22 protein-coding genes are annotated in these 22,353 nt (G+C 60.6%); 15 read left to right on the top strand and 7 right to left on the bottom strand.

Translation table 11 applies throughout. The features are described 5' to 3' along the window. The first annotated feature begins 151 nt into the window (after positions 1-151). Complete coding sequence (locus AC2YI2_RS26710) at positions 152-1,114, top strand: MJ1477/TM1410 family putative glycoside hydrolase (protein ID WP_487389568.1); 963 nt, start codon at positions 152-154, stop codon at positions 1,112-1,114. A gap of 3 nt (positions 1,115-1,117) precedes the next feature. On the opposite strand, the gene AC2YI2_RS26705 is transcribed toward AC2YI2_RS26710, so the two are convergent. Then, a complete protein-coding gene (locus AC2YI2_RS26705) occupies positions 1,118-2,374 on the bottom strand; it encodes a sensor domain-containing diguanylate cyclase (protein WP_487389567.1) in 1,257 nt (418 codons plus the stop codon). 260 nt (positions 2,375-2,634) lie between these two features. Between AC2YI2_RS26705 and thrS the strand changes: the two genes are divergently transcribed. Then, a complete protein-coding gene (gene thrS / locus AC2YI2_RS26700) occupies positions 2,635-4,608 on the top strand; it encodes a threonine--tRNA ligase (RefSeq protein ID WP_487389566.1) in 1,974 nt (657 codons plus the stop codon). Positions 4,609-4,709: 101 nt separating this feature from the next. Next, a complete protein-coding gene (locus tag AC2YI2_RS26695; RefSeq protein ID WP_487389565.1) occupies positions 4,710-5,543 on the top strand; it encodes a lysophospholipid acyltransferase family protein in 834 nt (277 codons plus the stop codon). Between the two features lie 3 nt (positions 5,544-5,546). Here the strand turns inward: AC2YI2_RS26695 and AC2YI2_RS26690 are convergent, their stop codons facing one another. Beyond that, positions 5,547-6,491 (bottom strand): hypothetical protein, encoded by a 945-nt coding sequence (locus tag AC2YI2_RS26690; RefSeq protein ID WP_487389564.1) that lies wholly within the window; start codon positions 6,489-6,491, stop codon positions 5,547-5,549. A gap of 107 nt (positions 6,492-6,598) precedes the next feature. Between AC2YI2_RS26690 and AC2YI2_RS26685 the strand changes: the two genes are divergently transcribed. The 3 genes from AC2YI2_RS26685 to AC2YI2_RS26675 all read left to right on the top strand — a co-directional run bounded on the left by AC2YI2_RS26685 (position 6,599) and on the right by AC2YI2_RS26675 (position 9,026). Then, positions 6,599-7,174 (top strand): nitroreductase family protein, encoded by a 576-nt coding sequence (locus AC2YI2_RS26685; RefSeq protein ID WP_487389563.1) that lies wholly within the window; start codon positions 6,599-6,601, stop codon positions 7,172-7,174. A gap of 3 nt (positions 7,175-7,177) precedes the next feature. Beyond that, on the top strand, positions 7,178-7,795 hold the full coding sequence (locus AC2YI2_RS26680; protein ID WP_487389562.1) for a flavin reductase family protein: 618 nt from the start codon (positions 7,178-7,180) through the stop codon (positions 7,793-7,795). A 94-nt stretch (positions 7,796-7,889) separates the two neighbouring features. Further along, the gene (locus tag AC2YI2_RS26675) at positions 7,890-9,026 is read left to right on the top strand and encodes a DUF2336 domain-containing protein (RefSeq protein WP_487389561.1); all 1,137 of its coding nucleotides are present in this window, start codon (positions 7,890-7,892) and stop codon (positions 9,024-9,026) included. Here AC2YI2_RS26675 and AC2YI2_RS26670 read toward each other — a convergent pair. The 5 genes from AC2YI2_RS26670 to AC2YI2_RS26650 form a co-directional block, all read right to left on the bottom strand. Beyond that, positions 9,023-9,451 (bottom strand): hypothetical protein, encoded by a 429-nt coding sequence (locus tag AC2YI2_RS26670; protein ID WP_487389560.1) that lies wholly within the window; start codon positions 9,449-9,451, stop codon positions 9,023-9,025. The genes AC2YI2_RS26675 and AC2YI2_RS26670 overlap by 4 nt on opposite strands. Positions 9,452-9,503: 52 nt before the next feature. Beyond that, positions 9,504-9,941: an HIT family protein gene (locus AC2YI2_RS26665; protein ID WP_487389559.1), complete on the bottom strand. Its 438-nt coding sequence runs from the start codon at positions 9,939-9,941 to the stop codon at positions 9,504-9,506. Between the two features lie 92 nt (positions 9,942-10,033). After that, positions 10,034-11,221, bottom strand: coding sequence for a GNAT family N-acetyltransferase (locus tag AC2YI2_RS26660; protein WP_487389607.1), 1,188 nt, complete (start codon positions 11,219-11,221; stop codon positions 10,034-10,036). Then, a complete protein-coding gene (locus AC2YI2_RS26655; protein ID WP_487389558.1) occupies positions 11,218-11,931 on the bottom strand; it encodes a glycerophosphodiester phosphodiesterase family protein in 714 nt (237 codons plus the stop codon). Before AC2YI2_RS26655 ends, AC2YI2_RS26660 begins: the two co-directional genes overlap by 4 nt. Beyond that, a complete protein-coding gene (locus tag AC2YI2_RS26650) occupies positions 11,931-12,395 on the bottom strand; it encodes a RidA family protein (RefSeq protein ID WP_487389557.1) in 465 nt (154 codons plus the stop codon). Before AC2YI2_RS26650 ends, AC2YI2_RS26655 begins: the two co-directional genes overlap by 1 nt. A gap of 125 nt (positions 12,396-12,520) precedes the next feature. Between AC2YI2_RS26650 and AC2YI2_RS26645 the strand changes: the two genes are divergently transcribed. The 9 genes from AC2YI2_RS26645 to bamA all read left to right on the top strand — a co-directional run bounded on the left by AC2YI2_RS26645 (position 12,521) and on the right by bamA (position 22,330). Further along, on the top strand, positions 12,521-13,348 hold the full coding sequence (locus AC2YI2_RS26645) for a cell envelope integrity EipB family protein (RefSeq protein WP_487389556.1): 828 nt from the start codon (positions 12,521-12,523) through the stop codon (positions 13,346-13,348). A gap of 186 nt (positions 13,349-13,534) precedes the next feature. Continuing rightward, positions 13,535-14,296, top strand: a complete 762-nt coding sequence (gene rpsB / locus AC2YI2_RS26640; protein ID WP_487389555.1) for a 30S ribosomal protein S2 — start codon at positions 13,535-13,537, stop codon at positions 14,294-14,296. A gap of 189 nt (positions 14,297-14,485) precedes the next feature. Then, complete coding sequence (tsf, locus tag AC2YI2_RS26635; RefSeq protein ID WP_487389554.1) at positions 14,486-15,412, top strand: translation elongation factor Ts; 927 nt, start codon at positions 14,486-14,488, stop codon at positions 15,410-15,412. Positions 15,413-15,637: 225 nt separating this feature from the next. After that, complete coding sequence (gene pyrH, locus AC2YI2_RS26630) at positions 15,638-16,360, top strand: UMP kinase (protein ID WP_487389553.1); 723 nt, start codon at positions 15,638-15,640, stop codon at positions 16,358-16,360. Positions 16,361-16,419: 59 nt separating this feature from the next. After that, positions 16,420-16,977 carry a ribosome recycling factor gene (gene frr / locus AC2YI2_RS26625; RefSeq protein ID WP_487389552.1) on the top strand — a complete coding sequence of 186 codons (558 nt, stop codon included), beginning with the start codon at positions 16,420-16,422 and terminating at the stop codon, positions 16,975-16,977. A 77-nt stretch (positions 16,978-17,054) separates the two neighbouring features. Further along, the gene (locus tag AC2YI2_RS26620; RefSeq protein ID WP_487389551.1) at positions 17,055-17,795 is read left to right on the top strand and encodes an isoprenyl transferase; all 741 of its coding nucleotides are present in this window, start codon (positions 17,055-17,057) and stop codon (positions 17,793-17,795) included. Continuing rightward, positions 17,795-18,640, top strand: coding sequence for a phosphatidate cytidylyltransferase (locus AC2YI2_RS26615; protein WP_487389550.1), 846 nt, complete (start codon positions 17,795-17,797; stop codon positions 18,638-18,640). Before AC2YI2_RS26620 ends, AC2YI2_RS26615 begins: the two co-directional genes overlap by 1 nt. Before the next feature lie 27 nt (positions 18,641-18,667). After that, entirely contained in the window at positions 18,668-19,807 is a 1,140-nt protein-coding gene (gene rseP, locus AC2YI2_RS26610) for an RIP metalloprotease RseP (RefSeq protein ID WP_487389549.1), read from the top strand. A 195-nt stretch (positions 19,808-20,002) separates the two neighbouring features. Beyond that, the gene (bamA, locus tag AC2YI2_RS26605; RefSeq protein ID WP_487389606.1) at positions 20,003-22,330 is read left to right on the top strand and encodes an outer membrane protein assembly factor BamA; all 2,328 of its coding nucleotides are present in this window, start codon (positions 20,003-20,005) and stop codon (positions 22,328-22,330) included. Positions 22,331-22,353: the final 23 nt, after the last annotated feature.

Here is a 22,353-nt window from a genome sequence, read left to right as displayed (position 1 = left end):
TGAAGGCGCGCCCCGCGAGCACGGTCCGCAACCACTCCTTAACCCTCCACCCATGGTCTAAGAGACATGGGCCGACGCAGTCCTGTAGAAATTTCGCCATCGCCGGCTGCTAAAGTCGGTAGGGTCGCGACAGGAGATTCGGAGGAAAACCATGGCCGTCACCGCTTCCAATTGGGGTTACCAGCTACAGGCCAAGGGCGGCCTCAAGGTCGACGATCTCGCCGCCCAGCCGCATGACATGCTGGTCATCGATCCCTCGCGCGACGGCACCGATGCCAGGCAGTTTTCCGAGGCGGAGGTGGCCGAGATCAAGGGCGGCCGCTCGATCCTCGCGGCCTATGTCTCGATCGGCGAGGCCAGCGATTTCCGCGACTATTGGGACAAGAACTGGACGACGACGGGCAAGGCGGACGGCAAGCTCACCGACGCGGCGCCGGACTGGCTCGGCCCGCTCAACCCCGACTGGCCGGAAAGCCGCAAGGTCCGCTATTGGGACGACGACTGGCAGGACATCATCTTCAACCAGGACGGCACCGGCGAACTTGACAATATTGTCGCCAAGGGCTTCGACGCTGCCTATCTCGATATCGTCGACGCCTACTATTTCTGGGGCGAGGAGATCAAGGACAGCCAGCGCGAGCCCGGCGATCCCAAGAACGAGAAGCAGGCAGCACAGCGCATGGTCGATTTCGCTGTGGAGATGGCCGAGCATGCGCGCGAGACCAATCCGGATTTCTTCCTGATCCCGCAGAACGGCGCCTGGATCGTCGATGCTCTCATAGGCGGCAAGCAGGAGGACACCGCGCGGATCGAAGCCTATTACGAGGTGATCGGCGGCATCGGCATCGAGGATCTCTATTTCCGCGGCGGCGACAAGGACGAGAACAACCGGTTCAAGCCCGACGAGCAGACGATCAAGGTGCTGCAGCGCGACTTTCTCGACCAAGGTATCCCGGTCTATGTGACCGACTACATCACCGGCGACAAGCGGATCGCGAAGTTCGAGAAGGCGGCGCTCGAGGACGGCTTCATCCCCTATGCCGCGCCAAGCCGGGAGCTCGACGTGATGGGGCCGCCCTTCGATGCGATGGCCGCAGCCGATCTCGTGATGTGAGCCTCAGGCCGTAAACGTCACCTCAAGGTGACGCTCGGCGCGGGCTACCGCCCGGCAATTGGTCTCGAAGCCGTCCGAGCGGATCAGCAGCGTGAAGTGCTCGGGAATGCCGGTCGCGGTGACGACATCGAGGCCGGCGCCATCCTCGCCGAGCGAGCGGATCGTGCAATCGATCGCCGACCGGCGGTCGTTGAACAGGATCTGTCCGGCCTTCAGCACCCGCCGCCGCGCCCCTTGCCCGCCTTCCGGCGTCGGCTCCCACATCGAATGCCGGTTCCGCCCCGCCGACTTGGCACTGTAAAGCGCGGTATCCGCCTGGGCCATCAGCGTGTCGAGGTCCTTGGCGATCAGCGACAGCCGCGTGAGCCCGAAGCTCGCGGTAATGCCGACGGGTTTGCCCTCGAATTCGAAGGCCAGTTCGGCGATCGCCTGGCGCAGCTTCTCGGCCACCGCCAGCGCCCCTTCGCGATCGGTATGCGGCAATATGATCCAGAATTCCTCGCCGCCCGTCCGACCGAAAATATCGCCCGAACGCAGCGTTGCCCTGACCGCCCCGGTCACGCCGACCAGCACCTCGTCACCGGCCGCATGGCCATATGTGTCATTGACCCGCTTGAAGAAATCGAGGTCGAAGCCGATGACCGCGAGATTGGTGCGATGCCGCGCCGCCAGCGCAATGGCGCGCTCGCTCTCATCGCGGAAGGCGCGGCGGTTCAGCGCGCCGGTCAAGCCATCCGTCGTCGCCTGCCGTCTGAGCTCGATGAAGTCCATCGCCAGCTGCGTCAGATCCATCAGGATCATCTCCTCGGCCGCGGAGAACATGCGGGGCTTGCTGCCGATCGCGCAGACGGTTCCGACATTGTGGCCCTCCCGCGTCCTCAGCGGCGCGCCCGCATAGAAGCGGACACCACCCCGAGCGGTGACATGCGGGCTCTCGGCGAAGCGCGGATCCACGCTCGCATCCCGCACCACCAGAGGCTCCTGTCCCGCCATCGTGTGCCTGCAGAACGATTCCTGGCGATCCACCTCGCTGCGCTGCATGCCCTCCGAGGCCATGTACCATTGCCGATGGGAATCGATGAAGGACACCACTGACTGGTCGACCCCGAATATCTGGATGATCAGCCTGGCGATCCGGTCGAGCGATACATCATGCGGGCTGTCGAGAATGTCGAGTTTTTCCAGTGCAGCAAGCCGCGCACGTTCCCGGATATCGGCCGGGTCTGTCGGAAACTTGCCAAATACGGCGCCGCGTACCATGCGTTCCTCCGCTGCGTTCCGGATTTGTCCGGTGAATCATTCGCTCCTCCGGACAGGTACTGAAAGGTATTCAGTCTCGACGCGGATGCGTCAAGTCAACCGTGGCCCGTGGACGGTTGCGCCAGGTTGGAAAGCCGGGCGGCGGATGCTTTACTCGCGCCGGGAAATCCCGTATCACGCGCCCGTTCGCGGCCGGGCCATCCGGCCTAATCGTCATACCACCCGCATTGGTTGGCGGGATTGGATAGGAGAATGTGACAATGTCCCAGCCTGTTTCCCTTACATTTCCAGATGGTTCCATCCGCGAGTTCGCTGCCGGTACGACCGGCCTCGACGTCGCCGAATCCATCTCCAAGTCGCTCGCCAAGAAGGCGGTCGCAATCGCGCTTGATGGCACAGTCGCCGATCTCTCCGACCCGGTTCGGACCGGCCGGATCGAGATCGTCACCCGCAGCGACCCGCGTGCGCTCGAGCTCATCCGTCATGACGCGGCCCATGTGATGGCCGAGGCCGTGCAGGAGCTCTGGCCCGGCACGCAGGTCACGATCGGCCCGGTGATCGAGAACGGATTTTACTACGACTTCGCCAAGAACGAGCCCTTCACACCCGAGGACCTGCCGGTCATCGAGAAGAAAATGAAGGAGATCATCGGCCGCAACAAGGCTTTCACCAAGCAGGTCTGGTCGCGCGACAAGGCCAAGCAGGTCTTCAAGGACAAGGGCGAGAGCTACAAGGTCGAGCTGGTCGACGCGATCCCCGAAGGCCAGGACCTCAAGATCTATTACCAGGGCGACTGGTTCGACCTCTGCCGCGGTCCGCATATGGCCTCGACGGGGCAGATTGGCACGGCCTTCAAGCTGATGAAGGTGGCCGGCGCCTACTGGCGTGGTGACTCGAACAATCCGATGCTGACCCGCATCTACGGCACGGCCTGGGCCGAACAGGCCGAACTGGACGCCTATCTCCACAAACTTGCGGAAGCCGAGAAGCGCGATCACCGCAAGCTCGGTCGCGAAATGGATCTCTTCCATTTCCAGGAAGAGGGCCCCGGCGTCGTCTTCTGGCACGGCAAGGGCTGGCGGGTGTTCCAGTCGCTGGTCTCCTACATGCGCCGCCGCCTTGCCGCCGACTACGAAGAGGTCAACGCGCCGCAGGTGCTCGACAAGTCGCTCTGGGAAACCTCGGGTCACTGGGGCTGGTATCGCGACAACATGTTCAAGGTGACGGTCGCCGGTGACGATACCGACGACGAGCGCGTCTTTGCATTGAAGCCGATGAACTGCCCGGGCCACGTGCAGATCTTCAAGCATGGCCTGAAATCTTATCGCGAATTGCCGATCCGTTATGCCGAGTTCGGCAATGTCCATCGCTACGAACCTTCGGGCGCTCTTCACGGCCTGATGCGTGTCCGCGGTTTCACGCAGGACGACGCCCACATCTTCTGCACCGATGAGCAGATGGCGGCCGAGTGCCTGAAGATCAACGACCTCATCATGTCGGTCTATGAGGATTTCGGCTTCGACGAGATCATCGTCAAGCTCTCGACTCGTCCGGAAAAGCGGGTCGGATCCGACGCGCTCTGGGATCGCGCCGAGTCGGTTATGCTGGACGTGCTGAAGACCATCGAGGCGCAGTCGGGCGGCCGCATCAAGACCGGCATCCTGCCGGGCGAGGGCGCCTTCTACGGTCCGAAGTTCGAATATACGCTGAAGGACGCGATCGGCCGCGAATGGCAGTGCGGCACGACCCAGGTCGACTTCAACCTGCCGGAACGTTTCGGCGCCTTCTATATCGACGCCAATTCCGAAAAGACCCAGCCGGTGATGATCCATCGCGCCATCTGCGGTTCGATGGAGCGCTTCCTCGGAATCCTGCTCGAGAATTTCGCCGGCCATATGCCGCTCTGGTTCTCGCCGCTCCAGGTCGTCGTCGCGACCATCACGTCGGAGGCGGATGGCTATGGCGCAGAAGTGGCGGAGAAGCTGCGGCGCGCAGGGCTTTCGGTGGAAACCGACTTCCGCAACGAGAAGATCAATTATAAGGTCCGTGAGCACTCGGTAACCAAGGTTCCGGTCATCGTCGTCTGCGGCAAGCGTGAAGCGGAAGAGGGCACGGTCAACATCCGCCGCCTCGGCTCGCAGAACCAGACGTCGATGAGCCTATCGGAAGCGATTGCGAGCCTTGTGGACGAGGCAACGCCGCCGGATGTCAAGCGCGCGCTCGACGCCGCGTAAAATATCGATGTAGACAGCCGCTGTGGAACTGGCGGCTGTCTTCAAACTTTTACAATGGTTTCATATGGCCTTCGTGATCAGGCTCCCAAAGGGTGACCCCCGTGAAGTTCAAGGAATTGTCCTACGCCAATGAAACCGACCCGCTGCTGAAGCGGCTCGTCATCCGCTCCATCGAAAACCTTTCGGGACGGAACAAATATATCGAGGTCTACAAGATCTGGCGCAATGAGGTGGTCGGCAAGTCCGACCGTGTCTTCTCACGCATGCTGGAACTCATTGACATAGACCTCTCGGTTCGAGGCAACTGGCCGCCCAAGGATCTGCCGGAAGGCCCGATCGTCATGGTCGCCAACCACCCTTATGGCATCGCCGACGGCATCGCGGTGCTGTCCCTGGCCGAACAACTCGGCCGTCCGTTCAAGATCTTGATCAACGATCAGCTTTTGAAGGTGCCGGAAATGCGGCCCTATTCCCTGCCGATCTCCTTCGAGGAGACCCGGGAAGCGCTTGCCATAAACCTTGCGACACGCAATGAGGCGCTGAAGCTGCTCAAGGAGGGAGTCACCATCGTGATTTTCCCCGGCGGCGGCGTGGCGACTGCCCCCAAGGGTTTTGGGCAAGCCGAGGACCTGCCATGGAAGATGTTCCCGGCAAAATTGATCCAGTCGGCCAAGGCTAGCGTGCTGCCGGTCTATTTTGAGGGCCAGAATGGACGGCTGTTCCATCTTGCCAGCCGCTTCTCGCTGACGCTGCGGCTTTCGTTGCTGATCCGCGAATTCTGCCGTCTGTCGGGCAAGACGATTTCGTCGAGCATCGGCTCGGTGATCGCATGGGAAGACATCGCTTCGCTCACCGACCGCAAGGTGATGCTGCAATATCTTTACGACACGGTATTTTCCCTGGGCGGCGTTGCGCCGCGCGTACCGGCGGCCTGAGCGCTACCTGCTCAGCATGACCTCGACGTCCTGGTTGCGACCGGACGTCACTGTAAAATCACGCTGGTAGATATTGTTCTTGTGGCGCGCGACGACGGTGTAGTTGCCTTCTGCCAGCACGACGACCGGGAAAGCGCCGACGCTTTCCGCGACCGAGTCGCCCGCTGCCGTCAGGATCGACCAAGCCGTGTCGGCAATCGCCTCGCCACCGGCCTGTGACACGAGCTTCAAGGTGATTTTTGCGGCGCGGTGCTGGATTACGGCCTGCGTCAGCCGGCCCGCCTCGATCTTGATGTCGGCGCGGATGGTGGCGTTGACTTTGCCGTAATCGGAAACGACGTGATAGGTCCCGGCATTGAGGCGGACCACCTCATTGGGCTTCACATTGTCCATGATGAGGCCACGCTCGCCGTCTTCCTTGACCTCGGAGGCATAGATCTCGAAGGACAGTTCGTCCGGCGGAATGCGGACATTGTTACCCGAGATGGCGTTGAGCACCATGCCGCCGGCATCGAGCACCAGCGTCTGTGTTGCAGGTTCTGTCGACGCCGAGATCTTGAGCTTCTTCGTGGCGCCCGCACGGCCGAAGGCGACATGGACGAAATAGTCGCCCGGGTCGAGATCGAAGGATGTGGACCCGCCTTCGGACGAAGCGATCATCGGCAGCTTGCCATCGGTCCCGGGAATCGGGCTAAAGATGCGCCAGGAGAGGCCGTATTTCATCGGCTCGCTGCCTTCGGCGAGTTTTGCCTCGAGATGAACCATCTTGCTGCGCTTGACCGGCTGTGTCGGCTGCGCGATCACCGGCGAGAAACTGTTGAGCTTGGGGTCGTTGAACTGCTGGATTGGATCGGTCAGCGAAAACGGATCCTGAGCGCGCGCAATGCCCGTCTGGGCAATCAGGGCGGCGGCAACGAATGCAGCAAGTGCGGAAAGGCTACGCGGCAACGCTCGCTCGCAAATATGATGGGTTGACTCTTGATTTGGCGCGCCCCACTTGTCCCGCAAGCTTGGGGCAAATTCAAGACAGAACTTCAGAGCATGCCGAGGATCGAATGCCGCGCAACGAAAAGCTGATCGAATATCTGAAAACCCGCCGCTCGATGCCGGCCTTCCAGATGAAGGAACCAGGTCCCTCGAAGGAGGAAATTGAAGAAATCCTGACACTTGCGACTCGGGTCCCCGATCACGGTAAACTGGCGCCCTGGCGTTTCATCGTCATGACCGGTGATGCCCGCAAGCGGATCACAGACGAATTGGCCGCGATCGCCAAGGGGGATAAGCCGGATCTCAGCGCGGAGATGATTGAGGTCGAAGAAACGCGGTTCCTGCGCGCGCCTGTCGTCATCGCCGTCGTGTCCAGAGCCGGTCCGCATATGAAGATCCCGGAATGGGAGCAGATCATGTCGGCAGGCGCTGTGTGCCTCAACATGGTGATGGCGGCCAATGCGCTTGGCTATGTGTCGAACTGGCTGACGGAATGGATGGCCTTCGACGAGCGGGCGCATCGCGTTCTCGGCGTCGAGCCGGGCGAGAAGGTGGCCGGTTTCATCCATATCGGCTCGACCGATTTTCCTGTCGTCGAGCGGCCGCGGCCGGTCCTGGCCGATATCGTCACCTGGCAAGATTGAAGCATGTTCTACCGCGCCGACACCAGGGACCACGGCATGCGCTACGATCCGTTCAAGGCGATCGTGACGCCTCGGCCGATCGGCTGGATCGGGACTAAGGGCAGGGATGGCTCGCTCAACCTGTCGCCCTATTCCTTCTTCAATATCGTCGACGACGATCCCAAGATCGTGATGTTCTCATCCGGCGGGCGCAAGCACAGCGCCCGCAACGCCGAGGAGACCGGTGTCTTTACGACGAGCCTGGCGAGTCGCAATCTCATCGAAAAGGTCAATGCCTCGTCGGTGGCCGTGCCTTATGGGGAGAACGAATTCGAGATCGCCGGGCTGACACCCGTCTTCGGCGAATTGGTTGACGCACCCTATGTCGGCGAGGCCTTTGTTGCGATGGAATGCATCGTGACCGAGATCATCAGCCCGCGCGACCGGCACGGCAATCGCACCGAATCCTACATGGTCTTCGGCGAGGTCGTCGGCATTCATATCGATGAAAGCGTCATCCGCGACGGGCGCCTCGACATGTCGCTGGCCCAGCCAGTCGGCCGCATGGGCTACATGGACTATTCCGAGGCAAGCGAAGTCTTCGAATTGATACGACCGAAACCGCCGACAGACGTTTCTTAGCCGGTTAACGCGCTGCAAATGAACATGGTGAACGAATCTTAAACGATTTCCCTCTAGCCTCGATTCAGAGAGTTTAGAGTGAGGGCGGCGCACCGTGATCATCCAGAGTTTTCTTCGGTGGGCAGAGACAGCAAAGACGAGTGACAGGGCCCGGGCAGCAAATGCACTGGGGCGGGCATGGCTTCATTCCGACATGAATGCCGAGGAGCGCGAAGCGGCACTTATGGCCATGACCTGGCTGCTCGACGATCCCTCGCCGAAAGTGCGACTAGCGCTGGCAGAGTCGATTGCCGATGCCGAGGACGTGCCGCGCGCATTGGTTCTTCCTCTTGCCCATGACCAGCCGCAGATCGCCTGCCAGATCATCGCCCGCTCACCGGTTCTCTCGGACGTCGACCTCGTCGATCTCGCGGGTCGTGGCGACTCGGTCACCCGCGTACTCATCGCCTCGCGTTTCATCGTCAGCCTGCCGGTCTGCGCTGCCATCGCCGAAGTCGGCGATGCGCCCGAAATCGAATCGATGCTGGACAATCCAGGCGCAATCGTCGGGCGCGGCAGCCTTCGTCGGATCACTGAACGTTTTTCTGACCAGCCGCAGATCCGCGAAATGCTGCTCGAGCGCGAGGAGCTTCCGACCGATGCGCGGCATCAGCTCGCCGTCGGTGTCTCTGAGTCGCTGGGCGCTTGCGACCTCGTCCGGCAGATCGTCGGCGAGCGTCGACTCGAATGGATCAAACGCGAGGCCTGCGATACCGCGACCGTCGTGCTGGCAGGCAACGCACCGGCCGAAGACATGCCGCAACTGGTGGAGCACCTCAGGCGCGATGGACGCCTGACGCCGGCTTTCCTCATGCAGGCACTCTGCATGGGGCGGCTCGACTTCTTCACGACGTCGATCGTCAATCTCTCGGGAATGGAAGATCGGCGCGTGCGCTCGATCGTAACCGACGGCCGATTCCACGCTGTTCGGGCACTCTTCGAGTCGGCCGGCCTCAACCGCGACATTTCCGAGATTTTTGTCGAGGCCACTATGCTCTGGCGCAAGGCCGAGGGTCTCGGCCACGGGCTGTTCGGCGGTCTTGCTACCAAGTTGATCGCGGGCTTCCGCGCCGCAGGCAGGGCGGATGGCCAGGCTTCGGAACTAATCGACATGGTGGAGCGGCTGCACATCACCGAACATCGCCAGTCGGCGCGTGCCTATGCGTCGTTCCTTGCGCTAGCTGCAGCCTAGTTGGTGATCTTACGAGCGACCCAGGAATAGGTGTCGGTCACGACGTGAACCGGATAGGTCACGGTTTCCTTCAGCCCCCGGGTCGTCGGCAATGATTTCGTCATCAACTCCAGCGCTCGGGCAGTGATACCCTTCCTGCGCTCGTCACTGAGCGGCGGCTGCGGAACAGGCGCGACCGAGCGGCTCGCAGTCTCGAATTCAGCAGCATCCTCGGTGGAATCGGCCAGCGCGGTGCTGTTTGCCGTCTGGCAGACAGCGACCACCATCGGATGGTTGACGTTGGTGTAGCGCGCAAGATGGGTCTCAGATGCCGCATCGCAGGCGGCAATTGTCTGCCACTGCTGCTCCACCTGCGCGATGGGCGTGCATGTTGCACCCGCGTCGTCGCAGCCCAGAATGCTCATCACGATGAATGCTGCCTTCATGGCGTCGGTCCTTCGATCAGTGGACCCGGGGTCGCACCCGATCGTGGTTATTTCATGAACTGAATTTCATGGCCTCGCGGATCAGTTCGGCATTGTGCGCGAGCTGACCGCCATCCTCATGCGAACGATTGTGATGCTTAAGCTCGACGCCTTCATAAATCGGAACGACGTGGAAATGCAGGTGGAAAACGGTCTGGCCGGCAGGCGCTTCGTTGAACTGAATAACCTGGATTCCATGGGCATGGAAGGCGCGCTTGGCGGCGCGGGCGATCTTCTGCACGGTGGGCATCAACCACATGAAAGTGGTCGGGTCGGCATCGAGCAGATTGCGGGACGGGACCTTGGGAATGACGAGCGTATGGCCATTCGATTGCGGCATCACGTCCATGAAGGCAAGCGTATGTTCGTCCTCATAAACTGCATGACAGGGGATCTCGCCGCGCAGGATCTTGGCGAAGATGTTGTCCGGTTCGTATGGCGTCCCGTGCATGGATGTCTCTCCCGCAGTGTTTGGCCTAAGGTGAACCGGAAACTCTTTCGTTTCAAGTCTTTCAGCCGAATGCCCGGCGCGGGCCTTCTGGATCAATCCTGCTCTTCGACCAGATTCTTGCGGAAAGGGCCATGATCGCGGAGGTAGTTTCCAACGGCTTCGACATCGGCACGCTCATGCTTGAGATAGTCGTCGATGGCGCGGCGCAGGCCCGGATGGGCGATGAAATGTGCAGAATGCGTGGTCACGGGCAGATAACCCCGCGCGAGCTTGTGTTCGCCCTGTGCGCCAGCTTCGACGCGATCGAGTTTGCGGGCGATAGCGAAGTCGATGGCCTGGTGGTAGCAGACCTCGAAATGCAGGAAGGGATGGTCCTCGACGCATCCCCAGTGACGTCCATAGAGCGCATCCGAGCCAATGAAGTTGATCGCGCCTGCGATGTAGCGCCCCTCGCGTTTCGCCATCACCAGCAGGATGTCGTCGGCCATGCGCTCGCCGATCAGCGAGAAGAAGTCCCGCGTGAGATAGGGCCGGCCCCATTTGCGGCTGCCGGTATCCATGTAGAAAGCGAAGAACTGGTCCCAGATCGGTTCCGTGATGTCGCTGCCCGTGAGCCAGTCGATCGAGATGGCGTTCGACAAGGCCTCACGCCGTTCGCGCCGGATCGCCTTGCGCTTGCGGGAGGCCAAAGTTTCGAGGAAATCCTCGTGCGTGCCGTAACCGGCATTGGCGAAATGGAATTGCTGGTCGGTACGGTGGAGATAGCCGTGCGCCTCCAACACTTCCCATTCCCCGTCGGGCAGAAAGGTGAAATGGGCGGAAGACAGGCCGAGAGAGCGGGTTTCTTCCTTCACCGCTTCGGCAAGTGCCGCCATGAGACGAGGCCGATCGCCACCGTTGATGGTCAGGAGGCGAGGGCCGGTGGCGGGCGTGAAGGGGACGCTGTGCTGTAGCTTCGGATAATAGCGCCCGCCGGCGCGTTCGAAGGCGTCGGCCCAGCCGTGGTCGAAGACATATTCGCCCTGGCTGTGGCTCTTGGCGTAACCGAAAGTGGCGGCAACGAGCGCGCCGTCTTCCTCGATCAGCACGTGCCGCCCTTGCCATCCAGCCTTCGGAGTGGCCGAACCAGACTCTTCGAGAGAAGACAGATAGGCGTGTGATGTGAATGGGTTATAAGGGTTTTCTAAATTTGTCTTTGAGGCTCCGGCAAGCGCTGCCCAGCGCTCGGGCCGGATCTCCTTGAACGAGGAAACGATGCTGATATCCAACGCCAATCCTATGCCGGGTCGAAGCCCTCGAAGGTGATTTGCTCGGCATGGGCCGCGCTATGCGCCTGTTGAGCGGCATTGCGCACCGTCCAGGTGATGACGGGCAGGCCCTTGCTGCGCTGCAATGTAATGTAGTCGTTGGGCAAATGCATGATGTTGTAGGAAATAAAGTCGAGGCCCAGCGACATGGCCTGCTCATGGACGATGAAATCCTCGGGTTTGGTACCTTCGGCGGTGAGGCCAATCGGTCGGGGAGTGCCAATTTCCTTGAGGTCGCGCAGCAGCCAGTGGTCGAAGCTCATCAGCGCCAATGGCCCCTCGTAGTCTTCGATGAGCTCGATGACGGAGGACGCAAACCCGTCGTCATCACCGTCGCGGCCCTTGAGTTCGAGCACGATGGGCACGCGACCGCGGACCAGTGAGAGCATCTTGGGAAGCGATGGCACCTTGTCCTTGGTGCTGCCGATCGACATCAGTCCAAGTTCGCCCGAGGTTTTGGCGCGCACGTCGCCCTTCATCCGGCAGAGCCGTTCCATGTCGTCATCATGGAAGACGACGGGAACGGCATCAGCGGCATATTGCAGGTCGCATTCGATGGCGAAGCCGCCCGCAATTGCGGCTTCGAAGGCGGAAAGCGTGTTTTCCCAGATGGCGTGGTTGCCGTCGTGGAGGCCGCGATGGGCGACGGGCTGGCGGATCAGCGCCTCGAGTTCGGCATGCATCAGGCGACCTCGATCACCGCATCGATCTCGACGGCGGCATTGAGCGGCAACGCCGCCATGCCGACCGCGGCGCGCGCATGCTTGCCGGCATCGCCGAGAACATGGGCGAGAAGGTTGGAGGCACCGTTGGCAACCAGATGATGCTCGTAGAAATCAGGCGTGGACGAGACGAGGACGTTAATCTTCACCACGCGCTTGATGCGACCGAGATCGCCGAGTGCCGCCTGGGCCTGCGCCAGGATGTTGACGGCGCAGAGTTCCGCTGCACGCTGTCCTTCGGGCGTATGGACGCCAGCGCCGAGCTGGCCCGTTACGGCAAGCGCACCTGCTTCCATCGGCAACTGGCCTGAGATATAGAGCATGTTGCCTGAGAGCACATAAGGCACATAATTGGCTGCAGGCGCTGCTGCGGCCGGTAGCACGATGCCCAGGGAAGCCAGTTTGCCGTCGATTTCAGTGCTCATGAGGAACTCTCCCGGAAGATTTTTCTTTTGTCGGTCGAACGGATCAGATATTTCGCCACTTTCATGACGGTTACTCTGCCGACTCTCATTAGCGGCATTAGAGCCCGGTGCAACAGGAGAATTGGATGGCATTGAAGCGGATTATCCTTCTGACCCTCAATGCGACGATTCTTGGCGGCGTGGCGACGGCAGCCATGGCGCAAGGGCTTTCCGGGCTGGTGCCGCACCGCGCCGTCTATGATCTTCAGCTCAAGGACGCTGCCGAAAAGGCGGGCATCAAGTCGATGTTTGGCCGAATGGTCTATGAATTCACGGGCTCGGAATGCGAGGGCTATAAGGTCAATTTCCGCTTCGTTACCGAGACGGAAGTCGGCGAAGAGAAACGTCTCTCCGACCAGCGCAGCACGACCTTCGAGGACATCAAGGGCGGGAGATTTGAATTCGAATCCCAGTCCTATACCGATGACCGGCTGGACAAGGAGGTGCAGGGCTTGGCCGAAGATCAGAAGGACAAGATCACGGTTGCGCTGACATCGCCAAGCGAAAAGCAGGTCGACCTCCAGCCGAGCCGCTTCCCGACCGAGCACATGCTCGAAGTGATCAAGATGGCTCGGTCCGGCAAGCATTTCTTCGAGGCGCGCGTTTTCGACGGGTCCGACAATGGCGACAAGACCGTGTTCACGACAACGATCGTCGGCTCTCAGACGAGCGTTCTGCCTGATGATCCGGACGCAAAGTCGGCCGGAAAGCTCAAGGACGAGAAGACCTGGCCAGTGACGATCGCCTATTTCAACGATGAGAAGGTGGACGGCCTGCCGACCTACCGCATGTCGTTCAAGCTCTATGACAACGGCGTCTCGCGCGATCTCACCATGGACTATGGTGACTTCGCTCTCTCGGGTCATCTGGTGAAGCTTGATTTTCTGCCGGAATCGAAGTGCCCGGCCCAATAAGCCGGCGTTTCCGAGTTTTTTCGTGGTCCGGACTTGCGTTTTCAGCACTTCCGGTTTAAGGCCGCGGCCATTCCACACGTGAAGTCTGGGGCTTGCCGGGAGAAATCCGGCTGGTTCCACCCGGTGGCAGGGTTTCGATCCCGCTTCAAGCTTCACGGAGGTTCAACCGGAAAAGGATAACAAGGCATGGCATTGCCCGATTTTTCTATGCGCCAGCTTCTCGAAGCAGGCGTTCACTTTGGTCACCAGACGCATCGCTGGAACCCCAAGATGAAGCCTTTCATCTTTGGTGACCGTGGTGGCATTCACATCATCGATCTCGCACAGTCCGTTCCGTTGCTGCATCAGGCCCTCAAGGTCATCAGCGACACCGTCGCCGGTGGCGGCCGCGTGCTCTTCGTCGGCACCAAGCGCCAGGCTTCCGAGCCGATCGCCGACTCGGCCAAGCGTTCGGCCCAGTACTTCGTGAACTCCCGCTGGCTCGGCGGCATGCTGACCAACTGGAAGACGATCTCGAACTCGATCGCCCGCCTTCGCAAGCTCGACGACATCCTGTCCTCGCAAGCGTCCGGCTACTCGAAGAAGGAGCGTCTGACCCTCGAGCGCGAACGCGAGAAGCTTGAAAAGGCTCTTGGCGGTATCAGGAACATGGGCGGCACGCCCGATCTCATGGTCGTGATCGACACCAACAAGGAAAAGATCGCGATCGACGAAGCCAAGCGCCTCGGCATTCCGGTTGTCGCAATCATCGACTCGAATTGCGATCCTGATCTGATCGACTATCCGATCCCTGGCAACGACGATGCTTCGCGCGCCATCGCGCTCTATAGCGATCTCTTCGCTCGTGCTGCTCTCGACGGCATCTCCCGTCAGCAGGGCGCTTCGGGCGTCGATCTCGGCGCTGCCGCCGAGCCGCTTGCTGAAGAAGCGATCGCCACCGCCGAATAACGGCAAGCGTTCGACCATTCGCGGGGCAAAGGCTGCGACCTCAGGGATAGCGGCCTTTGCCCTTTGAAGTTTCTGGGATGCGTCTGTCTGTCACATGACTGTTACGCATCTCGATACACTCCGCGCGGAAACGCCGGAGCTGGCAGTCCGGGCAAGCGTCCGGCACATCCGGACATAAAGAGGTTTGAAATGAGCACTATCACGGCTGAAATGGTGAAGACCCTGCGCGAGCGTACCGGCGCGGGCATGATGGATTGCAAGAAGGCGCTGAGCGAAACCGCCGGCGATATGGAAGCCGCGGTCGATTGGCTGCGCGCCAAGGGCATTTCTAAGGCCGAGAAGAAGTCCGGCCGCACTGCGGCTGAAGGCCTTATCGGCATCGCTTCTGGCGGCCACAAGGCTGTCGTCGTCGAAATCAATTCCGAGACCGACTTCGTTGCCCGCAACGAAGCATTCCAGGATCTCGTCCGCGGCATTGCCGCTGTGGCGCTGAGCACCGACGGCAAGGTCGAATCTGTCGCCGCCGCCAACTACCCGGCGACCGGCAAGTCGGTCGACGACTCCATCAAGGACGCGATTGCGACGATCGGCGAAAACATGACGCTGCGCCGCTCGATACTGCTCGAAGTCTCCGAAGGCACCGTCGCCACCTACATCCACAACGCTGCCGGCGACGGCATCGGCAAGCTCGGCGTGCTGGTTGCGCTGAAGTCGGCCGGCGACAAGGAAGTGCTGTGGTCGGTCGGCCGTCAGGTCGCCATGCACATCGCTGCCACCAACCCGCTGGCGATCCGCCCGGAAGAAGTCGACGCCGCTGTCGCCGAGCGCGAGCGCAATGTGTTCATCGAACAGTCGCGCGCCTCCGGCAAGCCGGACAACATCATCGAGAAGATGGTGGACGGCCGTATGCGCAAGTTCTTCGAAGAAGTCGCGCTGCTCTCCCAGGCTTTCGTGATCAACCCCGACATCACTGTCGGCCAGGCGATCAAGGACGCCGAGAAGCAGGCTGGCGCCTCGATCGAAGTGACCGGCATGGCCCGTCTCCTGCTCGGCGAAGGCGTCGAGAAGGAAGAGACGGACTTCGCTGCTGAAGTCGCAGCTGCCGTCAAGAAGTAATTATACACGTCTGTTGAACAGGCGCACAAAACTCGGGGCATCGCGTGACAACGCGGTGCCCTTCGTGTATCGCCGACTGCCAGTGCATTCGATTCCTGCATGCGGTGCGCCCAGCGCCGCTTGTGCTTTCCGGCTACAGTCGATCTTGCCGTCGAAAGTCAGCAGAGCGTCGCTGCCATCCCCGCCGGGCGCCGCCCGTGCCGACCCAAAGTGACGGGAGAGACCATGACAGCCAGCCCCATCTACAAACGCGTACTTTTGAAGGCGTCCGGCGAGGCCCTGATGGGCAGCCAGGGCTTCGGGATCGACGTTGCCGTTGCCGATCGGATCGCGGCGGATATTGCCGAGGCGAGGGCGCTCGGCGTGGAAGTGGGCGTGGTCGTCGGCGGCGGCAACATTTTCCGCGGCGTTGCCGTGGCCTCCAAGGGTGGCGACCGGGTGACCGGCGACCACATGGGCATGCTGGCGACGGTCATCAACGCGCTGGCACTGGCGACGTCACTGCGCAAGCTCAATATCGACACGGTGGTGCTGTCGGCGATCGCAATGCCGGAGATCTGCGAGAGCTTCTCGCAGCGCGCAACGCTCTATCATTTATCGCTCGGCCGCGTGGTGATCTTCGCCGGCGGCACCGGCAATCCGTTCTTTACGACCGATTCTGCCGCAGCCTTGCGTGCAGCTGAAATGGGTGCCGAAGCGATCTTCAAGGGCACCCAAGTGGATGGTATCTATTCTGCCGATCCCAAGAAGGACCCTCATGCGACTCGCTTCGACAGCCTGACGCATACCGAGATGCTGGAAAAAGGCCTCGCCGTCATGGACGTGGCTGCGGTGGCACTCGCTCGCGAGAATCATATTCCGATCATCGTCTTCTCGATCCATGAAAAGAGCGAATTCTCGAAAATCTTGACCGGCGGCGGCCGCCGCACCATCGTCAAGGACAATTGACATAGAAACGGCTCGATTCCCGGTGGATGCCGGGTCAAGGCCGGAATAGGAGTGGGACCATGGCCAATTTTGATCTCAATGAAGTGAAGCGCCGCATGGAAGGCGCCGTGAATGCCTTCAAGCACGATATCGCCAGCCTTCGCACCGGCCGCGCCTCGGCCAACGTGCTGGACCCGATTACAGTGGAAGCCTATGGCTCGCGCATGCCGCTGAACCAGGTCGCCAATATCACCGTTCCGGAACCGCGCATGCTGTCGGTCTCGGTCTGGGACCGTTCGATGGTCAAGGCCGTGGAGCAGGCGATCCGCGAATCCCATCTCGGCCTCAACCCGATCGTGGAAGGCCAGAACATGCGCATTCCGCTGCCGGAACTCAACGAAGAACGCCGCAAGTCCTTGGTCAAGGTCGCGCATGAATATGCGGAAAAGGCCAAGGTCGCTACGCGCCATGTTCGCCGTGACGGCATGGATAGCCTCAAAAAGGCCGAAAAGGACGGGTCGATGAGTCAGGACGACAGCCGTTCGACCTCGGACAAGGTTCAGAAGTTCACCGACGACACGATTTCCGAGATCGATCGCTTGCTTCAGGACAAGGAAAGAGAAATCATGCAAGTGTAGGACTTTCGAAAGGCGGCAGCTTCAATTTGAGCGCTTGCCTGGCTGAAAGAACTCACTTCTCGCCTGACGGAACCTCAATGATCAACGGACATCCGGTTCGCATCCCGCAGCACGTCGCCATCATCATGGATGGCAATGGCCGATGGGCACAGCAGCGCGGGCTGCCGAGAACCATGGGGCACCGCAAGGGCGTCGAAGCTGTGCGCGAAGTCGTCCGCGTCGCGGGCGATGCTGGCATTTCCTATCTCACGCTCTTTGCCTTCTCCTCCGAGAACTGGTCGCGGCCCGAGACAGAGGTCAATGACCTGATGGGGCTGCTCAAGGCCTTCATTCGTCGGGACCTTGCCGAACTTCACGCTGAGAATGTGCGGATTCGCGTCATCGGTTCTCGCGAAAATCTGCGCGGTGATATTCTTCCGCTGCTGCTTGAGGCGGAGGAGACGACGCGCCACAATACCGGGCTGACACTGGTCATCGCCTTCAATTACGGCGCGCGGGACGAGATCGCACGCGCGGCACGGAAGTTGGCTGCCAAGGTGGTAAGCGGCGAAATCAGGGCGACCGACATCGATGCCGTGGCGCTTGATCGCCAACTCGATACCTATGGCATGCCCGATCCCGATCTCGTGATCCGCACCTCAGGCGAAGAGCGGCTGTCGAACTTCCTGCTTTGGCAGGCGGCTTATGCCGAACTGCTGTTCGTGCCGGAATTCTGGCCGGATTTCACTCGGGAAATCTTCCTATCTGCACTTGAGACATATGCGCGCCGCGACCGCCGATTCGGTGGCGTGAAGTCCGTCGCCGCGGCGGTCTCCTGATGAGCCGGGAATTGCAGTTGCGGATTATGTCCGCCGCCGTGCTGGCCGCAATCGTGCTGGCTGCCACTTGGATCGGCGGGATGGTGTTCGCGCTTGTCGCCGCTGCGATCTCGCTGCTGATCTTCTATGAATGGACGTCGATCACCGGCCAACAGAAGCTTTCGAGTCGGCTGACCGCATTCGGCTGGGCGAGCGTCGTCGTCGTGGCAGTCGAGACTCTGTTTCGCGGCGCCAACAGCGGCTATTTCAGCAGCCTGGTGATTCTGGTCGCTTTCGTGGTCGTCGCGATCATCATTGCGGCCGTGCGCAGCAAGAGCTACTGGCTGGCCGGCGGCATCTTCTATGCAGGTCTGTCGGGCGTTTCCCTGACTGCCTTGCGGGGATCGAGCGAAGCCGGGTTGATCGGCATCCTCTTCATCTTCGCGATCGTCTGGGCGACCGACATCCTGGCTTACTTCGTCGGTCGCGCCATCGGTGGGCCGAAGCTCGCGCCGCCCATCTCGCCCGGCAAGACCTGGTCGGGCGCCATCGGCGGCACCCTTGCGGGTATCATCGCTGGCTGCATCGTCGTTGTGGTGGCAGGTTTCGACCTGACCTATGGTCACGTCGTGATCGCCGCACTGCTGTCGATCTTCTCGCAGATCGGCGATCTCTTCGAATCGTTCGTCAAGCGCAAGTTCGGGGTCAAGGACTCCAGCCATCTCATTCCGGGCCATGGCGGCGTCATGGACCGGGTCGATGGGCTCGTTTTCGCTTGTTTTCTTGCCTTTATCGGCACGCTCGCCTTCAATGCCGTCTCTGGTCATTTGGGGTCAGCCCCGGGCGAGATTATATCTGGCAAATAGCCACCGAAATCATATGGACCGTCTGACATGAGTGGAATGCTGAGCAATCAATGGGTGCTGATGGTGCCGGCGTTTCTGCTGGTGATCTCACTGATCGTCTTCATTCACGAGATGGGCCACTATCTTGTCGGCCGCTGGAGCGGAATCAAGATTCTCGCCTTTTCCTTCGGATTCGGACCAGAACTCTGGGGCTTCACCGATAAACACGGCACGCGCTGGAAGGTTTCGGCGATTCCGCTCGGCGGCTATGTGCGATTCTATGGCGATGCCGATGCTGCGAGCACACCTGATTTCGAGGCGCTCGACGAATTGCCGCCTGAAGAGCGCGCCAAGACATTCACCGGCGCCAAGCTCTGGAAGCGGGCGCTGACGGTCGCGGCCGGCCCGGCCGCAAATTTCCTGCTCGCGATCGTCATTCTCACCGGGATCTTCACGGCTTATGGCAAGTATGTCGCAGATCCCGTTGTCGTCCAGGTGAGCAAGGACAGTGCCGCGGCAGCGGCCGGCATCATTCCCGGCGACCTGCTGCTGCGCATCGACGGCAACGTGATCGAGACCTTCGACGACGTGCAGCGCTATGTCAGCATACGGCCAAGCGTGCCGATGGTGCTGACAGTCCGGCGCCAGGGCAACGAGATCAACGTGCCGATCACGCCAAAGCTCACCGAGATCAAGGATCGTTTCGGCAACCGGATCGAGCTCGGCATCATCGGCATCCTGACCAGCAAGTCCGCCAGCAATCTGCGCGTCGTGCATTTTACGCCGATGGGAGCTGCGGTCGAAGCGGTGAAGGAGACGGGGCACATTGTCACGGGCACCTTCCGCTATATCGGCAACATCTTCGCCGGTCGCATGAAGGCTGACCAGCTCGGTGGTCCGATCGCGGTTGCGCAGGCGGCAGGGCAGGTGGCGACACTTGGAATCATTGCGCTTTTGCATCTTGCGGCCGTTCTGTCGGTATCGATCGGATTGCTCAATCTGATGCCGGTCCCGGTACTTGATGGCGGCCATCTAATGTTCTATGCGGTTGAAGCACTGAGGGGAAAACCGGTCGGGGAGACGGCCCAGGGAATAGCCTTCAGGGTCGGCATGTTTTTGGTTTTGTCTCTGATGGTCTTCGTGACCTGGAACGACATTACGAGAAACATAACCGGCTGGCTCGGGTGATAACGGACTATTACAAGGCAAGGAAATATTTACCTTAATTCGGTCTTGGCGTGGCGATTCCGTCACGCTTCCGAACGAAGTAAATAGAATTTAACCAACTCACTTGCTTGTAAGGGAAAAGCGGTTAAAACGGCGGAGTGGCCCGGAAAGGCACTAAAAGTGCTGTCCGGGTAGCGGGAAAAGGGTGTGAAGTTTATGAATGGTTCGAGATTTCTGAACGCGGCGTCTGCCATTGCGATGACCGCCGGTGTTTTGACATCTGCCGGAACAATGGTGCTGGTCTCGCCCGTCGCCGCTGAGGCAGCGGTGGTCCGCAATATTTCGGTTCGCGGCGCTGACCGCACCGGCGCAGATACAGTCGTCTCCAGCCTGACGATCTCGCCCGGCAAGAGTTTCTCGAACGCCGATATCGACCAGTCGATCAAGCGGCTCTACGCGACGGGCCTGTTCTCGGATGTCAGAATCAGTGTCTCCGGCGGCACGCTCGTTGTCGTCGTCAACGAGAACCAGCTGATCAACCAGGTGGTGTTCAACGGCAACCGCAAGATTAAGGACGACAAACTCCGTCTTCTCGTGAAGACCCAGCCGCTCGGACCTTACAGCGAATCCCTCGTCGAGGCGGACCTGCAGGCCCTGCGCAATGCCTATGCCGAAATCGGTCGTTCGGATGTGGAAATTACCACCCAGACGGTTGCGGTCGGTGATGGCCGCCTGAACCTCGCTTTCGTGATCAATGAAGGTGGCCGCACAAAGATCGACGTCATCAATTTCGAAGGCAACAACGCCTATAGCGACTACCGCCTTCATTCGGTTATCGCCACGAAGGAATCGGGTCTCCTCTCGTTCATCACGCGTCGCGACATCTATTCGGAAGAAAAGCTGCGTGCCGATGAAGAGGCACTGCGCCAGTTCTATTACAATCATGGCTATGCCGACTTCCGCGTGCTGTCGTCGGACGCTGTTCTCGATCCGGCGACGAACACCTATGTCGTGACGTTCCAGGTCGATGAAGGCGAGCGCTACGAGTTCGGCCCGATTTCCGTCGAGACGACCGTTGAAGGCGTGGATCCGGAAGAACTCAAGGCGCTTACCGAATCTCGGGAAGGCAAGACCTACCGTGCCAAGGACGTGCAGGATTCCATGTCGGAAATCTCCAAGCGCGTTGCGGCCAAGGGCTATCCTTTCGCTCGCGTCACGCCGCGCGGCAACCGCGACATGGCGAACAAGACCATTGCCGTCGACTACGTCGTCGACCAGGGCGAACGCGCCTATGTCGAGCGGATCGAAATCCGCGGCAACACCGCGACTCGCGACTATGTCATCCGTCGCGAGTTCGACATGGCGGAAGGCGATGCCTATAATCAGGAGCAGGTCTCCGAGGCCAAGCGCCGCCTGGAGCGCCTGGGCTATTTCTCGAAGGTCGATGTGACGACACAGCCGGGCAGTGCGCCGGATCGTGTCGTCGTTGTCGTCGATGTTGCCGACCAGTCCACGGGCGCCTTCGGTATCGGCGCCGGCTATGCGACAGGCGGCGAAGGCTTCATTCTCGAAGCGTCGATCGAAGAAAAGAACTTCCTCGGCCGCGGCCAGTATATCCGCGTGTCGGCGAGCGGTGGTGCACTGACCCGCAACTACTCGATCTCGTTTACCGAACCTTATTTCCTCGGCTATCGCCTGGCAGCTGGTTTCGACCTGTTCAAGTCGTCGAGCTCGATCATGGAGAATTACGCCTACGCCGACCAGGGCTTCTCGCTCCGGGTGGCAGCACCGATCACCAATGATATCTCGACAACGTTCCGGTATAACTACAAGGAACTGCGTTATACCTCGGACAGCTATTACCGTCTGTCGCAGCCCTATCGCCGCGTGGTCGATGGTTCGCCCTGGCTTCAGTCGTCGGTCTCCAATACGGTCACCTACAACACGCTCGACTCCACCATGCTGCCGCATGAAGGTATCCTCGCTTCGCTGACGCAGGAAATTGCTGGCCTCGGCGGCGACTCGCGGTTCTACCGCGTGAGCGCACGTGCTCGCGGTTACTACACGCTGTCCGACGAGATGGATCTGGTCAGCTCGCTGTCGGCGTCCGCCGGCCATGTCGTCTCGCTTGATGGCACTTCGCTCAACGTATTCGACCAGTTTGCACTCGACTCGAACGACATCCGCGGCTTTGCCGACTCCGGTATTGGTCCGCGCATGCGCGGCGACCCGATCGGGGGCACGACATATTTCACCGCGTCTGCTGAAACGACGTTCCCTCTGCCGGGCGTGCCGCAGGATTCGGGCTTCCGCGGCGGCTTCTTTGTCGATGCCGGCACGCTGTTCGGTAACGACGTGAAGGTCAAGGAGCCGACCAAGGGCGTGCTGAAGGGCGCCGGAATGGACTGGCGCGTCGCGACGGGCGCTAGTTTGATCTGGGCGTCTCCATTTGGTCCGCTTCGCGTCGACTATGCGATCCCGATCATGAAGCAGGATCACGACATTATTCAGAACCTCAAGTTCGGTATCTCTACCGCGTTCTGATTTATCGGACCGGCGCCGCCTGA

This window comes from Rhizobium sp. SRI_017 (assembly GCF_057586295.1).
Note: the sequence above shows the minus strand (reverse complement) of the source record. Positions and strands in the feature narration are given on the sequence as shown.

Coding starts and splice junctions, on each gene's coding strand:
- AC2YI2_RS26710 (WP_487389568.1), top strand. CDS start 152: ATGGCCGTCACCGCTTCCAATTGGGGTTACCAGCTACAGGCCAAGGGC.
- AC2YI2_RS26705 (WP_487389567.1), bottom strand. CDS start 2,374: ATGGTACGCGGCGCCGTATTTGGCAAGTTTCCGACAGACCCGGCCGAT.
- thrS (WP_487389566.1), top strand. CDS start 2,635: ATGTCCCAGCCTGTTTCCCTTACATTTCCAGATGGTTCCATCCGCGAG.
- AC2YI2_RS26685 (WP_487389563.1), top strand. CDS start 6,599: ATGCCGCGCAACGAAAAGCTGATCGAATATCTGAAAACCCGCCGCTCG.
- AC2YI2_RS26680 (WP_487389562.1), top strand. CDS start 7,178: ATGTTCTACCGCGCCGACACCAGGGACCACGGCATGCGCTACGATCCG.
- AC2YI2_RS26670 (WP_487389560.1), bottom strand. CDS start 9,451: ATGAAGGCAGCATTCATCGTGATGAGCATTCTGGGCTGCGACGACGCG.
- AC2YI2_RS26665 (WP_487389559.1), bottom strand. CDS start 9,941: ATGCACGGGACGCCATACGAACCGGACAACATCTTCGCCAAGATCCTG.
- AC2YI2_RS26655 (WP_487389558.1), bottom strand. CDS start 11,931: ATGCATGCCGAACTCGAGGCGCTGATCCGCCAGCCCGTCGCCCATCGC.
- AC2YI2_RS26650 (WP_487389557.1), bottom strand. CDS start 12,395: ATGAGCACTGAAATCGACGGCAAACTGGCTTCCCTGGGCATCGTGCTA.
- AC2YI2_RS26645 (WP_487389556.1), top strand. CDS start 12,521: ATGGCATTGAAGCGGATTATCCTTCTGACCCTCAATGCGACGATTCTT.
- rpsB (WP_487389555.1), top strand. CDS start 13,535: ATGGCATTGCCCGATTTTTCTATGCGCCAGCTTCTCGAAGCAGGCGTT.
- tsf (WP_487389554.1), top strand. CDS start 14,486: ATGAGCACTATCACGGCTGAAATGGTGAAGACCCTGCGCGAGCGTACC.
- pyrH (WP_487389553.1), top strand. CDS start 15,638: ATGACAGCCAGCCCCATCTACAAACGCGTACTTTTGAAGGCGTCCGGC.
- frr (WP_487389552.1), top strand. CDS start 16,420: ATGGCCAATTTTGATCTCAATGAAGTGAAGCGCCGCATGGAAGGCGCC.
- AC2YI2_RS26620 (WP_487389551.1), top strand. CDS start 17,055: ATGATCAACGGACATCCGGTTCGCATCCCGCAGCACGTCGCCATCATC.
- AC2YI2_RS26615 (WP_487389550.1), top strand. CDS start 17,795: ATGAGCCGGGAATTGCAGTTGCGGATTATGTCCGCCGCCGTGCTGGCC.
- rseP (WP_487389549.1), top strand. CDS start 18,668: ATGAGTGGAATGCTGAGCAATCAATGGGTGCTGATGGTGCCGGCGTTT.
- bamA (WP_487389606.1), top strand. CDS start 20,003: ATGAATGGTTCGAGATTTCTGAACGCGGCGTCTGCCATTGCGATGACC.